General features: G+C 63.1%; 13 protein-coding genes. 12 read left to right on the top strand and 1 reads right to left on the bottom strand.

Features of this window, described 5'->3' with window-relative positions; all coding sequences use genetic code 11:
• The first annotated feature begins 50 nt into the window (after positions 1-50).
• The 3 genes from LOY34_RS24780 to LOY34_RS24770 are packed head-to-tail and all read left to right on the top strand — an operon-like array spanning position 51 to position 2510.
• Positions 51-1076: an aminoglycoside phosphotransferase family protein gene (locus tag LOY34_RS24780; RefSeq protein ID WP_195885154.1), complete on the top strand. Its 1026-nt coding sequence runs from the start codon at positions 51-53 to the stop codon at positions 1074-1076.
• Positions 1073-1744 carry an N-acetylmuramate alpha-1-phosphate uridylyltransferase MurU gene (gene murU, locus LOY34_RS24775; RefSeq protein WP_195885153.1) on the top strand — a complete coding sequence of 224 codons (672 nt, stop codon included), beginning with the start codon at positions 1073-1075 and terminating at the stop codon, positions 1742-1744. The genes LOY34_RS24780 and murU overlap by 4 nt, the downstream gene beginning before the upstream one ends.
• Position 1745: 1 nt before the next feature.
• Positions 1746-2510 (top strand): DnaJ domain-containing protein, encoded by a 765-nt coding sequence (locus tag LOY34_RS24770; protein WP_195885931.1) that lies wholly within the window; start codon positions 1746-1748, stop codon positions 2508-2510.
• Here LOY34_RS24770 and LOY34_RS24765 read toward each other — a convergent pair.
• Positions 2507-3511 carry an alpha/beta hydrolase family protein gene (locus tag LOY34_RS24765; protein WP_195885152.1) on the bottom strand — a complete coding sequence of 335 codons (1005 nt, stop codon included), beginning with the start codon at positions 3509-3511 and terminating at the stop codon, positions 2507-2509. The genes LOY34_RS24770 and LOY34_RS24765 overlap by 4 nt on opposite strands.
• Positions 3512-3605: 94 nt before the next feature.
• Here LOY34_RS24765 and LOY34_RS24760 point away from each other — a divergent pair, with 94 nt between their 5' ends.
• The 9 genes from LOY34_RS24760 (at position 3606) to trpE (ending at position 14415) form a co-directional block, all read left to right on the top strand.
• The gene (locus LOY34_RS24760) at positions 3606-5996 is read left to right on the top strand and encodes a PAS domain S-box protein (protein WP_195885151.1); all 2391 of its coding nucleotides are present in this window, start codon (positions 3606-3608) and stop codon (positions 5994-5996) included.
• A gap of 9 nt (positions 5997-6005) precedes the next feature.
• Positions 6006-6635 (top strand): response regulator transcription factor, encoded by a 630-nt coding sequence (locus LOY34_RS24755; RefSeq protein WP_093378971.1) that lies wholly within the window; start codon positions 6006-6008, stop codon positions 6633-6635.
• Positions 6636-6894: 259 nt separating this feature from the next.
• Entirely contained in the window at positions 6895-8019 is a 1125-nt protein-coding gene (locus tag LOY34_RS24750; protein ID WP_038998451.1) for an ABC transporter ATP-binding protein, read from the top strand.
• A gap of 40 nt (positions 8020-8059) precedes the next feature.
• Complete coding sequence (locus tag LOY34_RS24745; RefSeq protein ID WP_195885150.1) at positions 8060-9091, top strand: ABC transporter substrate-binding protein; 1032 nt, start codon at positions 8060-8062, stop codon at positions 9089-9091.
• A gap of 64 nt (positions 9092-9155) precedes the next feature.
• Complete coding sequence (locus LOY34_RS24740) at positions 9156-10403, top strand: ABC transporter permease (RefSeq protein WP_045199309.1); 1248 nt, start codon at positions 9156-9158, stop codon at positions 10401-10403.
• Between the two features lie 11 nt (positions 10404-10414).
• Complete coding sequence (locus tag LOY34_RS24735) at positions 10415-11242, top strand: ABC transporter permease (RefSeq protein WP_045199311.1); 828 nt, start codon at positions 10415-10417, stop codon at positions 11240-11242.
• A gap of 132 nt (positions 11243-11374) precedes the next feature.
• Entirely contained in the window at positions 11375-12049 is a 675-nt protein-coding gene (gene rpe, locus LOY34_RS24730) for a ribulose-phosphate 3-epimerase (RefSeq protein ID WP_045199313.1), read from the top strand.
• Positions 12046-12864, top strand: coding sequence for a phosphoglycolate phosphatase (locus LOY34_RS24725; protein WP_045199315.1), 819 nt, complete (start codon positions 12046-12048; stop codon positions 12862-12864). The genes rpe and LOY34_RS24725 overlap by 4 nt, the downstream gene beginning before the upstream one ends.
• Positions 12865-12933: 69 nt before the next feature.
• Positions 12934-14415 (top strand): anthranilate synthase component I, encoded by a 1482-nt coding sequence (gene trpE / locus LOY34_RS24720; RefSeq protein WP_045199317.1) that lies wholly within the window; start codon positions 12934-12936, stop codon positions 14413-14415.
• Positions 14416-14431 lie beyond the last annotated feature (16 nt).

The following is a 14431-nucleotide window of genomic DNA, read 5'->3' as shown; positions in this document are numbered from 1 at the left end:
ATAATAAAGCATGACCCGCTTGACGGCTAGGGCCGTCGGAGACCCTTGTAATGCCCGATCACGATGTACGCTTGCAACACCTGAATGTCTGGCTCGCCGAGCAGCTGGCAAATCTGTTCCATAAACAGGGCTGGGGCACGGTTCCCGCGGGTAGCCTGACCGCCGCCAGCAGCGATGCGAGCTTTCGCCGCTACTTCCGCTGGCAGGCCGAAGGCCACAGCTTTATTGTCATGGATGCGCCACCGCCGCAGGAAAACTGCCGGCCATTCGTTGATATTGCCCACTTGCTGGCCACGGCCGAGGTCAATGTTCCGGTCATTCATGCCCAGGACCTTGAACGTGGTTTCCTGTTGCTCAGCGACCTGGGCACCCAGACCTACCTCGATGTGATCAACGCCGAGAACGCCGATCGCCTGTTCAACGACGCCATTGATGCGCTGCTGGCCTTCCAGCAGTTGCCGATGAACGCGCCGCTGCCAAGCTACGACGTGGCCTTGTTGCGCCGCGAGCTTGAGCTGTTCCCCGAGTGGTACGTCGGCCGTGAACTGGGCCTGGGCTTTACCGATGCGCAACTGGCCGCCTGGCAGCGTATCAGCAGCCTGTTGATCGACAGCGCCCTGGCCCAGCCAAAGGTGCTGGTGCACCGCGACTATATGCCACGCAACCTGATGGACAGCAAGCCAAACCCCGGCGTGCTGGACTTCCAGGACGCGGTGTACGGGCCGGTCACCTATGACATCACCTGCCTGTTCAAGGATGCCTTCCTGAGCTGGCCGCAGGCACGCGTGCAGGGCTGGCTCAAGGATTACTGGCAGCGCGCCCAGGCCAAGGGCATCCCGGTGCAGGCCGAGTTCGAGGACTTCCACCGCGCCAGCGACCTGATGGGCGTGCAGCGTCACCTCAAGGTCATCGGCATCTTTGCGCGCATCTGCCACCGCGACGGCAAGCCGCGTTACCTGGCCGATGTACCGCGCTTCTTTGCCTATATAGATGAAGTGATCGCGCGCAGGCCGGAGCTGGCCGAACTCGATGAACTGATCGAGAGCCTGCAGGCCGCAGCCGGAGCGCGTCCATGAAAGCGATGATTCTTGCTGCAGGCAAAGGCGAGCGCATGCGCCCGCTGACCCTGCACACCCCCAAGCCGCTGGTGCCGGTGGCCGGTATGCCGCTGATCGAGTACCACCTGCGTGCGTTGGCAGCGGCGGGCTTCAAGGATGTGGTGATCAATCACGCCTGGCTCGGGCAGCAGATCGAAGATCACCTGGGCGATGGGTCGCGCTGGGGCCTGAACATCAGTTACTCACCCGAAGGTGAGCCGCTGGAAACCGGCGGCGGCATCTTCAAGGCCCTGCCGTTGCTGGGCGATGAGCCTTTTGTGTTGGTCAATGGCGATATCTGGACCGAGTACGACTTCGCCCGCCTGCCGAAGCATCTCGACGGCCTGGCCCACCTGGTGCTGGTGAATAACCCTGGTCATCATGGCAAGGGTGACTTCTGTCTGGATAAAGGCCAGGTCAGCGATGCCAACGCCGATGCCGACACCCTGACCTACAGCGGTATCGCCGTGCTTGCCCCGCAACTGTTCGCCGACTGCCAGGCCGGCGCCTTCAAGCTGGCGCCGCTGCTGCGCCAGGCGATGACGGCCGGGCAGGTCAGCGGTGAGCATTTCAGCGGGCACTGGGTGGATGTCGGCACCCTGGAGCGGCTGGCCGAAGTCGAGCAACTGCTCGCTGAGCGCCGCTGACATGTTGTGGCCGAGCACAGTGATAGGTGCCGGAGCAGGCTTTGCCATCGCCAGTATTCCCGGGGCATTGCTGGGGGCGTTGCTGGGCCAGGCGATGGACCGCCGTTTGCAGTTGCACAGTTGGGCGCATCTGCGTGAACGCCTGGGTGGGCGGCCGGTGCTGCGTGACGACGAGGTACTGTTCGTCCTGCTTGGGCGCCTGGCCAAGAGCGACGGACGGGTGGTCGATGGCCATATCCAGCAGGCACGGGTGGAGATGCAGCGCCTGGAAATGAGCGAACCGGCCAGGCGCCGCGCCATCGCCGCGTTCAATCGTGGCAAGGCTGGCAAGGAGCGCCTGAGTGTTCATCTGCGCCGCCTCAAGCAACAGCCGCATGCCGCCGAAGGCATGTTGCGCGCATGCTGGCGCATGGTCTGGGCTGATGGCCAGGCTGGCCGGCATGAACGCGAGCTGCTGCTGGCGTGGGGCCAGGCCCTTGGCTGGTCGGCGGCCAAGGTCCAGGCCCTGGCGCTGGACTATGAACCGCAAAAGGCTGTGCTGGCCGATGGCACGCTGGGTTATCCACAAGCCTTGCGCATGCTTGGCGTCAGCGCCGACAGCGAAGCCGGGCAGATCAAACAAGCCTACCGGCGCCTGCTCAGCCGTCATCATCCGGACAAGCTGGTGGGCAATGGCGCCAGCCCCGCACAGGTTCGCGAGGCTACCGAACGAACCCGCGAACTGCATCAGGCTTACGCCGTCATCCGTAAACGCCGTGGCTTCTAGTCGAGTTTTTCCGGGCTGAGCCAGCCGCGGATGCGGCGGAACAATTGCTCCTGTTCCGCCGCGCTGTTGCCTGGCATGGCGGTCAGGCTGACCTGCCGGTAGTTGGCGTCCTTCAAGCGTTTACTGGCTTGCAGGCGCTGCTCGGCGGCGCGCCTGGCCTGGGGCAGGGTGGCGTAGAAGAAGTCTGCGGTGGCTACCTTGAGGTTCGGCGCCAGGCTGTCCAGGCTCTGTTCGGCCTGGGCCGGTGTTTGTGCGGCGACCATCACCAGCTTCTGCACCTGGGCCGGTTGCCGTTCGCTCAAGTAACGCGCTGCCCAGTAGGCGCCGCTGCCGTTACCGAGAAGGACAATGCTGCGGGCGTTCTGTTGCTGGGCATAGGCAACGGCCGCATCGAGGCGGGCGAAGATGCGTTCGGCATCGGCCTTGTCATCGTCGACCGGCGTCTTCGCTTGTTCGATACTTTCGCTGTTCTCGCTTTCGGCTGCAGTGGCCTGCTCGATACTGGCGTTGGCATTGGCCGGGGTGTCCTTGGCCGGTGCGCTTTCGCCTGGCTCGGCCTTTTTTTCCACTGCCGGGGGCGCTTCGACGCGCGCCTGCGGGGCGCTGGCAAGCAAATCCGGCTGGGCCAGGCTCAGGCTGTGCCAACCGGCATCGGGAAACTTGCGCCGCAGCGGGCCGACGGTTTTCGGCCAGTCGGCATTTTCGCCAGCACCGGCAAGAATGATCAGGGCGCCTTCGGGCTCGGCAGTGTTGGCCGGTTTCCACAGGGCCAGGAAGCTGTCGCTGCCAGCCTGCAGGGTTTGCTGTTCGGCTGCAGGAACCTGGCGTTCCAGGGCCTGGGCGTCTTCCTGGCTGCGTTCGGCCAGCGGTTGGCGTTCGACTGCGGCAGGTTTGCTGTCGGCAGCCGCTTCTGGCGTTTCACCAGCGGCTGCTTGTGCGGTACAAGGTAGTATCAGTGACAGGCATAACGCCGGCAGCGTCGTGCGATAAAGTGCGAACATGGATCGATCCAGGCCAGATTAATACCGGCAGCCTAATAGTATTTGCTCAGGACGGCCATGCTCGGTGGCCGTCCTACCCTTGATGAGAGTGCAGATGAAGCTTTTGCGCTGCCTGTTGCTTATCGGCTGTTTTTGCCTGCCCTTGATCACTTGGGCGGCGTCGCCTTCCGCGCCTGCGCAGGTTGTGCTGGAGCCGGCCCAGCAGCAATGGCTTGAGCAACACCGCAGCCTGCGCGTCGGGCTGGTGCTGCAGGCACCTTTTGCCCAGTTCGACCGGCGCCTGCAGCAACTCTATGGGGTCAACGTCGAGCTGATGAATTGGCTTGACCGTTCGCTGGGGCTGGACCTTACCTGGCGCAACTTTACCGATCAGGCTGCCCTTGAGCATGCGCTGCAGGCCGGCGAAGTCGATCTGGCCCCAGGTCTGACCCAGACACCTGCCAGCCTGCGCCTGTGGTTGTTCAGCGATCCCTACATGCGCGTGCCGCAATTGATCGTCGGCCCGCGTACTGGCGCGGTGGCGGTTGATCTGGAGAAGCTCGCCAGTACCGATCGGGTCGCCGTGCGCATGCCCAGCACTGTCGCCGACTACCTGCGTGCCACCTACACCAACCTCAACCTGCAAGGCGTGCCTCAGGAGCGCCAGGCGTTGCAGTTGGTGCTCAGCGAACAGGCGCGGTTTGCCGTGGTAGATGAAGCGCAGTTGAGCCGTCTGTCTCGGGAAAGTGAATTCAGCGAGCTGGTGGTGGTCGGTGATATCGGCCTGCCGCAGTTGCTGCGGGTCGGCTCGCGCCGGGACTGGCCGGAGCTGGCCGAGATTCTTGAGCGCGGCCTGCAGGCCGTTCCGGCCAAGGACCTGGAGCAACTCCACCAGCGCTGGCTGGAGCCTAAATACCCGCGCCTGAGCGAATCCCCGGGCTTTTGGCAGAACCTGGGGCTGTTGCTGGCGGCGCTGCTGCTCAGTTGCGTGGCCATCGTCATTTGGCAGCGTCGGCAACTACAGCAGCTCGAGCACAGTCTATTGGCCACCCGCGACACCCTGGCCCAGCGCCAGGCCCGCGAAGAAGCCTTGCGCCTGAGCCAGTTTTCCATCGACCAGAGCACCGTGGGCATTCTCTGGGTCAACTGGGACAGCCATGTGCGCTATGCCAACCGGGCCGCCGAAAGCATGCTCGGATACCCCTCGGGGGCGCTGATCGATCGGCCGCTGATTGATTTCGAGCCGAACCTGCACATGGACCGCTGGCTCGATCTGTGGAAGCGTGCCCGTGCCAGCGATGAAGCCCCGCAGCATTTTGAAACCCGGTGCCTGCGTGCCGATCGCAGCCTGCTGCCGGTGGATGTGTCGCTGAGCTTTCTGCGCTTTCGTGATGCCGAATACCTGGTGGTGTTTCTTGCCGATGTCACCGAACGCAGGCGCGCCCTGGCGGCGCTGCGCGAGAGCGAGGCACGGCTCAAGGGTATTGCCGGCAACGTACCCGGCCTGGTGTTTCGCCTTGAACGCAACCCGGCCGAAGGCGAGCTGGAGTTCCCCTACATCAGTGAAGGCAGTGAAGCCCTGGTGGGCTATGCGCCTGCGGCGTTGCAGCATCCGGACATGGGCCTGCGCAACCTGGTGCACCCTGACGACCGCGCCGATTACCACCGGGTCCAGGACCTGGCCCTGGCCACTGACAGCGACTGGTCCTGGCAAGGGCGGATCCTGACCCGCCAGGGCGAGCAGCGCTGGGCCGACATCAAGGCCAGTACCCGCACCCTGGCGGATGGCCGGGTGGTCTGGGACGGAGTGGTCTGGGACATCAGCCAGAGCAAGCGCGTCGAACTCCAGCTGGCCCGTTCACAGGAGCAACTGCGCGAACTGTCGGCGCACCTGGAAAGCGTTCGCGAGGAAGAAAAAGCCCGTATTGCCCGGGAAGTGCACGATGAGCTGGGACAGATGCTCACGGTGCTCAAGCTTGAAACATCCATGTGCGAACTGGCCTACGCCGAACTGGACCCCGGCCTCAACGAGCGCCTGGGCAGCATGAAGCGCCTGATCGCCCAGCTGTTCCAGCTGGTGCGCGATGTGGCCACCGCCTTGCGCCCGCCGATCCTCGATGCCGGCATTGCATCGGCCATCGAGTGGCAGGCTCGGCGTTTCGAGGCGCGCACGCAGATCCCCTGCCTGGTGCAGGTACCGGAGAATCTGCCACCCTTGAGTGATGCCAAGGCCATTGGCCTGTTCCGCATCCTGCAAGAGGCGCTGACCAATGTCATGCGCCATGCCCAGGCGCATACTGTGCAGATCAGCCTGAGTCTCGATGGCCAGACCCTACGCCTGACGGTGATCGATGATGGCGTAGGGTTTGTCCTTGAGCAAAGTCGGCCAACGTCCTTTGGCCTGGTCGGTATGCGTGAGCGGGTGCTGATGCTCGGTGGCAGCATGGCCCTGGAAAGCGAGCCGGGCGAGGGCACCTGCCTGAGCGTGGCCATCCCCCTGGATTAGGAGCATTGCGTGATTCGAGTACTGGTTGCCGAAGACCACACCATTGTCCGTGAAGGCATCAAGCAGTTGATCGGCCTGGCCAAGGACATGCAGGTAGCAGGGGAGGCCGGCAATGGCGAACAGCTGCTGGAAACCTTGCGCCATACCGAGTGTGAGGTGGTGCTGCTGGATATTTCCATGCCCGGGGTCAATGGCCTGGAGGCGATCCCGCGGATTCGCGCCTTGAACAACCCACCGGCGATCCTGGTGCTGTCGATGCACGACGAAGCGCAGATGGCAGCGCGGGCGCTGAAAGTCGGCGCTGCCGGCTACGCCACCAAGGACAGTGATCCGGCATTGCTGCTCACCGCGATTCGTCGGGTCGCCGGTGGCGGGCGTTACATCGACCCGGACCTGGCTGACCGCATGGTCTTCGAGGTCGGCCTCACCGATGCCCGGCCGCTGCATTCATTGCTGTCTGAGCGCGAATTCTCGGTGTTCGAGCGCCTGGCCCAGGGCGCTAACGTCAACGATATTGCCCAGCAACTGGCGCTGAGCAACAAGACCATCAGCACCCACAAGGCGCGGCTGATGCAGAAGCTCAACGTCACCTCGCTGGCGGAACTGGTGAAGTACGCGATGGAGCACAAGTTGTTGTGAGTGTTCCAGAAGCGACATTGCGCTGAGCTCATCGCGGGTCAAGCCCGCTCCCACAGGGGGCGGTACCGTGGGAGCGGGCTTGACCCGCGATAGCATTGAACCTGCCATGCACATATCCAAAAACGTCACTCTTGTAGGGCAATCCCTACCCCAAGCCTTCCATCCTGCTGATATCAATCTCTCTCCACCGCCGATTTGCGCCGCTTGCCGCCTTCACTAGGCTTTGGATACAGCAGTCATCCAACAAAAAGGTGCGGGTATGAGTGAGGTGAATTCGAGCGCTGCAACCGGCGAAGTGCTGGTCAGCTTCCGTGGTGTGCAGAAGAGCTACGACGGCGAATCGCTGATCGTCAAAGACCTCAACCTGGATATCCGCAAGGGTGAGTTTCTCACCTTGCTCGGCCCGTCCGGTTCCGGCAAAACCACCAGCCTGATGATGCTCGCCGGCTTCGAAACGCCGACTGCAGGCGAGATCCAGCTGGCTGGCCGTTCCATTAACAACGTGCCGCCGCACAAGCGCGACATCGGCATGGTGTTCCAGAACTACGCGCTGTTTCCGCACATGACCGTGGCCGAGAACCTGGCCTTCCCTTTGAGCGTGCGCAACCTGAGCAAGACCGACATCAGCGAGCGGGTCAAACGCGTGCTCAACATGGTCCAGCTCGACGCTTTCGCCCAGCGTTATCCGGGCCAGCTTTCCGGTGGCCAGCAGCAACGGGTGGCCTTGGCCCGGGCGCTGGTGTTCGAGCCGCAGCTGGTACTGATGGATGAACCGCTGGGCGCTCTGGACAAGCAACTGCGCGAACACATGCAGATGGAGATCAAGCACCTGCACCAGCGCCTGGGCGTCACTGTGGTCTACGTGACCCACGACCAGGGCGAAGCGCTGACCATGTCCGACCGCGTCGCGGTATTCCACCAGGGCGAGATCCAGCAGATCGCCGACCCGCGCACCCTGTATGAAGAGCCGAAAAACACCTTCGTCGCCAACTTCATCGGCGAAAACAACCGCATCAATGGCCGCTTGCTCAGCCACGATGGCGAGCGTTGCCAGGTGCTGCTGCCGCGCGGCGAGAAGGTCGAGGCGCTGGCGGTCAATGTCGGCCAGGCCGGCGAGCCGGTAACCCTGTCGATCCGCCCCGAGCGCGTGCGCCTCAACGGCCACAGCGAAAGCTGCGTCAACCGTTTCTCCGGGCGCGTGGCCGAATTCATCTACCTGGGCGACCACGTGCGGGTACGCCTGGAAGTCTGCGGCAAGGCCGATTTCTTCGTGAAGCAGCCGATTGCCGAACTCGACCCGGCCCTGGCCGTGGGCGATGTGGTACCGCTTGGCTGGCAGGTGGAGCACGCCCGCGCGCTCGATCCTCTGCTGGAAGCCAATTGAAGGTTTGCTTCACCAACCCTGTTCTGTGGAGAGAATAATAATGCTCAAGCACTTGAAGTTGACCGCCCTGACCCTGGGCCTGTTTGCGGCAAGCCAGGCCATGGCGGCCGACCTGACCGTGATTTCCTTCGGCGGCGCCAACAAGGCGGCCCAGGTCAAGGCGTTCTACGAGCCATGGGAGAAGGCGGGCAAGGGCAAGATCGTCGCTGGCGAGTACAACGGTGAAATGGCCAAGGTCAAAGCCATGGTCGACACCAAGAGCGTGTCGTGGAACCTGGTGGAAGTCGAGTCGCCGGAGCTGGCCCGTGGTTGCGACGAAGGCATGTTCGAAGAGCTTGATCCGGCGCTGTTCGGTAACGAGTCCGACTATGTTCCCGGCGCTATCCAGCCGTGCGGTGTCGGCTTCTTCGTCTGGTCCACAGTCATGGCCTACAACGCCGACAAACTGAAGACCGCGCCGACCAGCTGGGCCGACTTCTGGGACACCAAGCAGTTCCCGGGCAAGCGCGGCCTGCGCAAAGGCGCCAAGTACACCCTCGAGTTTGCCCTGATGGCCGACGGCGTTGCGCCCAAGGACGTCTACAAGGTGCTTGGCACCAAAGAAGGCCAGGACCGCGCCTTCAAGAAACTCGACGAGCTCAAGCCGAGCATCCAGTGGTGGGAAGCCGGTGCCCAGCCGCCGCAGTATCTGGCCTCGGGTGACGTGGTCATGAGCTCGGCCTACAACGGCCGGATTGCCGCGGTGCAAAAAGAGAGCAACCTGAAAGTCGTATGGAACGGCGGTATCTACGACTTCGACGCCTGGGCCATCCCCAAAGGCGCCAAGGATGTTGAACAGGCAAAGAAATTCATCGCCTATTCGGTCCAGCCTGAACAGCAGAAGACCTACTCCGAGAACATCGCCTACGGCCCGGCCAACTCCAAGGCCGTCGCGCTGCTGTCCGACGAGATCAAGAAAGACATGCCGACCACCCCGGAAAACATTGCCAACCAGGTGCAGATCGACGTGGCGTTCTGGGCCGACAACAGCGAGCAGCTGGAGCAACGCTTCAACGCCTGGGCTGCCAAGTAAGGGCTGCTGATGGGGCGTCGGCTTGCCGCCGGCGCTCCTTGTTCTCAAGATTTCGGAGTTCGCTATGGCCATCGCAGTGCCCCTGAATGAAGGCGCCGGTTCCAACCTCAAGCAGCGTCTCAAGCGTGCCGAGCGGGTCAACCGCTGGAAGGCGCAAGCGCTGATCGCACCGCTGGCGCTGTTTCTGCTGCTGGTGTTCCTCGTGCCGATTGCCGCGCTGTTGTACAAGAGCGTGGGCAACCCGGAAGTGGTCGGCGGCTTGCCGCTGACTGTGACGGCTGTGGCCGAGTGGGACGGCAAGGGCCTGCCAGGGGAGGCGGTATATAAGGCGCTAAGCGAAGACCTCGCGCAAGCACGCAAGAACCAGACCCTGGGCGATACCTCCAAGCGTCTGAACATGGAGCTGGCCGGCTATCGCAGCCTGCTGGCCAAGACCGCGCGAGCGTTGCCGTTCAAGACCGAGCCGGCTTCCTATAAAGAAGCCCTGCAGGAACTGGACGAGCGCTGGGGCGATCCGGCCTACTGGCAGGCGATCCGCCGTAACACCAGTAGCGTCACCCCGTTCTACCTGCTGGCGGCCCTGGACCATCGTATCGATGACCTCGGCGAGCTGGCCAAGGCCACCCCGGACCAGGCCATTTACCTGGACATCTTCACCCGTACCCTGTGGATGGGCTTCGTCATCACCGCCATCTGCCTGGTGCTGGCCTATCCGCTGGCCTACCTGCTGGCCAACCTGCCGACCCGGCAGAGCAACCTGCTGATGATTCTGGTGCTGCTGCCGTTCTGGACCTCGATCCTGGTGCGGGTTGCGGCCTGGATCGTGCTGCTGCAATCGGGCGGGCTGATCAACAGCGCGCTGATGGCCATGGGCATCATCGACAAACCGCTGGAACTGGTGTTCAACCGCACCGGGGTGTACATCTCCATGGTGCACATCCTGCTGCCGTTCATGATCCTGCCGATCTACAGCGTGATGAAGGGCATTTCGCCCACCTACATGCGTGCGGCGATATCCCTGGGCTGTCATCCGTTCGCCAGCTTCTGGCGGGTGTACTTCCCGCAAACCTACGCCGGCGTAGGCGCGGGCTGCCTGTTGGTGTTCATCCTCGCCATCGGCTACTACATCACCCCGGCGCTGCTCGGCAGCCCCAACGACCAGATGGTCAGCTACTTCGTGGCCTTCTACACCAACACCAGCATCAACTGGGGCATGGCGACCGCGCTGGGCGGCCTGCTGTTGCTGGCCACCGTGCTGCTTTACCTGATCTATAGCTGGCTGGTCGGCGCCAGCCGCCTGCGCCTGAGCTGAGGAGCGTTGTCATGCTGAGCCCCTACATGTCGCCCGTCGAGCGGGTCTGGTTCTACAGCTTGCGCATCCTTTGCGGGCTGATCCTGTTGTTCCTGGTGTTGCCGGTGCTGGTGATCATTCCGCTGTCGTTCAACTCCGGCAGCTTCCTGGTCTACCCGCTGCAGGGCTTTTCGCTGCAGTGGTACCACGACTTCTTCGCCTCCGCCGAGTGGATGCGCGCGCTGAAGAACAGCATCATCGTCGCCCCGGCGGCCACGGTGCTGGCGATGATCTTCGGCACCCTGGCTTCGATCGGCCTGACCCGCGGTGATTTCCCCGGCAAGTCGCTGATCATGGCCCTGGTGATTTCGCCCATGGTGGTGCCGGTGGTGATCATCGGTGTGGCCAGCTACCTGTTCTTTGCTCCGCTGGGCATGGGCAACAGCTTTATCTCGTTGATCCTGGTGCATGCGGTGTTGGGCGTGCCGTTCGTCATCATCACCGTTTCGGCGACCCTGCAGGGCTTCAACCATAACCTGGTGCGTGCCGCCGCCAGCCTGGGCGCCTCGCCGCTGACCACCTTCCGGCGGGTTACCCTGCCGCTGATTGCGCCGGGGGTGATCTCCGGGGCGCTGTTCGCTTTTGCCACGTCTTTTGACGAAGTGGTGGTCACCCTGTTCCTTGCCGGCCCCGAGCAGGCGACCCTGCCACGGCAGATGTTCAGCGGCATTCGCGAGAACCTCAGCCCGACCATCGCCGCCGCTGCAACCTTGCTGATTGCCTTCTCGGTGGTGCTGTTGCTGACCCTGGAGTGGTTGCGTGGGCGCAGCGAGAAGCTGCGTACCCAGCAGCCGGGTTGAGATCGTTCGCGGGGCGAGTCGAGTCGACTTGCCCCGCGATGAGCACCCGTCGACCGCCTTGATACCGGTCAGCCCCTGAGCGTTTGCCTGAGGTACAATGCGCGCCACTGTGATTCTGCCTACAGGTGCGCCATGCAGCCCTACGCTATTGCCCCCTCGATTCTTTCTGCCGACTTCGCCCGCCTCGGCGAGGAAGTCGACAACGTCCTGGCCGCGGGTGCCGACATCGTTCACTTCGATGTAATGGACAACCATTACGTGCCCAACCTGACCATCGGCCCGATGGTCTGCACCGCCCTGCGCAAGTACGGCATCACTGCACCGATCGACGTGCATTTGATGGTCAGCCCGGTCGACCGCATTATCGGTGACTTCATCGAAGCCGGCGCCAGCTACATTACCTTCCATCCGGAAGCCACCCTGCACATCGATCGTTCGCTACAGTTGATTCGCGACGGCGGTTGCAAGGCCGGCCTGGTATTCAACCCGGCGACTCCGCTCGACACCCTCAAGTACGTGATGGACAAGGTCGACATGATCCTGTTGATGAGCGTCAACCCAGGCTTTGGTGGCCAGAAATTCATCCCCGGCACCCTCGACAAGCTGCGCGAAGCCCGCGCGCTGATCGACGCCAGCGGCCGTGATATCCGCCTGGAAATCGACGGTGGCGTCAACGTCGGCAACATCCGTGAAATCGCTGCTGCTGGCGCCGACACCTTCGTCGCCGGTTCGGCGATCTTCAACACCCCGGACTACCGTGAGGTGATTGCCAAGATGCACGCCGAACTGGCCCTGGCCCGCCCATGAGTGGCTTCGAGCAGCTGTTCCCCGGCGCCCTGCCCAAACTGGTGATGTTTGATCTGGACGGTACCCTGATCGATTCGGTACCGGACCTGGCAGCGGCGGTGGATAACATGCTGCTCGCAATGGGCCGTCCGCCCGCTGGCCTTGAAGCGGTACGCCACTGGGTCGGCAATGGTGCGCCGGTGCTGGTGCGCCGCGCGCTGGCCGGTGGCATCGAGCATGGCGCAGTGGATGACGACGAAGCCGAACGGGGCCTGGAGCTGTTCATGCAGGCCTACGCCGAAAGCCATGAGCTGACGGTGGTCTACCCCGGAGTGCGCGACACCCTCAAGTGGTTGCACAAGCAGGGCGTGGAAATGGCCCTGATCACCAACAAGCCCGAGCGCTTCGTTGCACCCTTGCTTGACCAGATGAAAATCGGCCGTTATTTCCGCTGGATCATCGGCGGCGACACCCTGCCGCAGAAAAAGCCCGATCCGGCTGCCTTGCTGTTCGTGATGAAAATGGCCAGCGTCGAGCCCGAGCAGGCGCTGTTCGTTGGCGACTCGCGCAGCGACGTGCTGGCGGCCAAGGCTGCCGGGGTCAAATGCGTTGGCCTGACCTATGGCTACAACCATGGCCGGCCGATCAGCGAAGAGGCGCCGTGCCTGGTCATCGACGACCTGCGCGCGCTGTTGCCTGGTTGCTTAGATCCGGCCACTGGGATAACGTTGGCGGACGTTCAATCCCCCTCAGATCGAGATTCCATCGTGGCGGTTATCGGCAAACTCTGGATGAAAGTCATCAAGGCCCTGGCCCGCTGGCGTTGGCGCGCCTGACTGCTATCCGCCGGCCCACGCCGGCCTGCTTGCCTGCCTGACCCATCTGCTGCTTGCCACGAGGCTATCATGACCCGCGAAGAATTCCTGCGCCTGGCCGCTGCCGGCTACAACCGCATTCCCCTGGCCTGCGAGACCCTGGCCGACTTCGACACGCCGCTGTCGATCTACCTGAAACTGGCTGACCACGCCAACTCCTACCTGCTCGAATCGGTGCAGGGCGGCGAGAAGTGGGGGCGTTACTCGATCATCGGCCTGCCGTGCCGCACCGTGTTGCGTGTGCACGATCACCAGGTGCGGATCACCCATGACGGTGAACTGGTCGAGCAGCACGAAGTGGAAGATCCGCTGGCCTTCGTCGAAGCTTTCAAGGAGCGCTACCAGGTGCCGACCATCGCCGGCCTGCCGCGCTTCAACGGCGGCCTGGTCGGCTACTTCGGTTATGACTGCGTGCGTTATGTCGAGCGGCGCCTGGGCAAGTGCCCGAACCCTGATCCGCTGGGCGTGCCGGACATCTTGCTGATGGTCTCCGATGCCGTGGTGGTGTTCGACAACCTGGCCGGCAAGATGCACGCCATTGTCCTCGCCGATCCGGCTGAACAAGACGCTTACGAAAACGGCCTGGCCCGGCTCGAAGGCCTGCTTGAGCAACTGCGCCAGCCTATCGCCCCGCGTCGCGGCCTCGATCTGGGTGGGCCGCTGCCGGCAGAACCTGAGTTCCGCTCAAGCTTTACCCAGAGCGACTACGAACGTGCGGTCGATACCATCAAGGAATACATCCTCGCTGGCGACTGCATGCAGGTGGTGCCATCGCAGCGTATGTCCATCGACTTCAAGGCCGCGCCGATCGACCTGTACCGGGCGCTGCGCTGCTTCAACCCGACGCCATACATGTACTTCTTCAACTTCGGCGACTTCCACGTAGTGGGCAGCTCGCCGGAAGTGCTGGTGCGGGTCGAAGACAACCTGGTCACCGTGCGCCCGATCGCCGGTACCCGCCCACGCGGCGCCACCGAAGAGGCTGATCGCGCGCTGGAAGAAGACTTGCTGTCTGACGACAAGGAAATCGCCGAGCACCTGATGCTCATCGATCTGGGCCGCAACGACGCCGGCCGGGTGTCGGAAACCGGCTCGGTCAAAGTCACCGAGAAGATGGTGATCGAGCGTTATTCCAACGTCATGCACATTGTGTCCAACGTCACCGGCGAGCTGAAGCAGGGCTTGAGCGCCATGGATGCCCTGCGTGCCATCCTGCCGGCGGGCACCTTGTCCGGCGCGCCGAAAATCCGCGCCATGGAAATCATTGATGAGCTGGAGCCGGTCAAACGCGGCGTCTACGGTGGTGCGGTGGGGTATTTTGCCTGGAACGGCAACATGGACACCGCAATTGCCATCCGTACTGCGGTGATCAAGGACGGCGAGCTGCACGTGCAGGCGGGTGGTGGCATCGTTGCCGATTCGGTGCCAGCGCTCGAGTGGGAAGAAACCATCAACAAGCGCCGGGCGATGTTCCGTGCGGTGGCGCTGGCCGAGCAGACGCCACGCAACTGAGCCTGATCCACGGCGC

The sequence above is a fragment of the Pseudomonas sp. B21-009 genome, assembly GCF_024749345.1.
Lineage (GTDB): Bacteria > Pseudomonadota > Gammaproteobacteria > Pseudomonadales > Pseudomonadaceae > Aquipseudomonas.
The sequence above is the reverse complement of the archived record's forward strand: the minus strand, read 5'-3'. Positions and strand labels throughout refer to the sequence as shown.

Bases quoted from the DNA above. Each gene is read 5' to 3' on its own strand.
- LOY34_RS24780 (WP_195885154.1), top strand. From the start codon at position 51: ATGCCCGATCACGATGTACGCTTGCAACACCTGAATGTCTGGCTCGCC.
- murU (WP_195885153.1), top strand. From the start codon at position 1,073: ATGAAAGCGATGATTCTTGCTGCAGGCAAAGGCGAGCGCATGCGCCCG.
- LOY34_RS24770 (WP_195885931.1), top strand. From the start codon at position 1,746: ATGTTGTGGCCGAGCACAGTGATAGGTGCCGGAGCAGGCTTTGCCATC.
- LOY34_RS24765 (WP_195885152.1), bottom strand. From the start codon at position 3,511: ATGTTCGCACTTTATCGCACGACGCTGCCGGCGTTATGCCTGTCACTG.
- LOY34_RS24760 (WP_195885151.1), top strand. From the start codon at position 3,606: ATGAAGCTTTTGCGCTGCCTGTTGCTTATCGGCTGTTTTTGCCTGCCC.
- LOY34_RS24750 (WP_038998451.1), top strand. From the start codon at position 6,895: ATGAGTGAGGTGAATTCGAGCGCTGCAACCGGCGAAGTGCTGGTCAGC.
- LOY34_RS24745 (WP_195885150.1), top strand. From the start codon at position 8,060: ATGCTCAAGCACTTGAAGTTGACCGCCCTGACCCTGGGCCTGTTTGCG.
- LOY34_RS24740 (WP_045199309.1), top strand. From the start codon at position 9,156: ATGGCCATCGCAGTGCCCCTGAATGAAGGCGCCGGTTCCAACCTCAAG.
- LOY34_RS24735 (WP_045199311.1), top strand. From the start codon at position 10,415: ATGCTGAGCCCCTACATGTCGCCCGTCGAGCGGGTCTGGTTCTACAGC.
- rpe (WP_045199313.1), top strand. From the start codon at position 11,375: ATGCAGCCCTACGCTATTGCCCCCTCGATTCTTTCTGCCGACTTCGCC.
- LOY34_RS24725 (WP_045199315.1), top strand. From the start codon at position 12,046: ATGAGTGGCTTCGAGCAGCTGTTCCCCGGCGCCCTGCCCAAACTGGTG.
- trpE (WP_045199317.1), top strand. From the start codon at position 12,934: ATGACCCGCGAAGAATTCCTGCGCCTGGCCGCTGCCGGCTACAACCGC.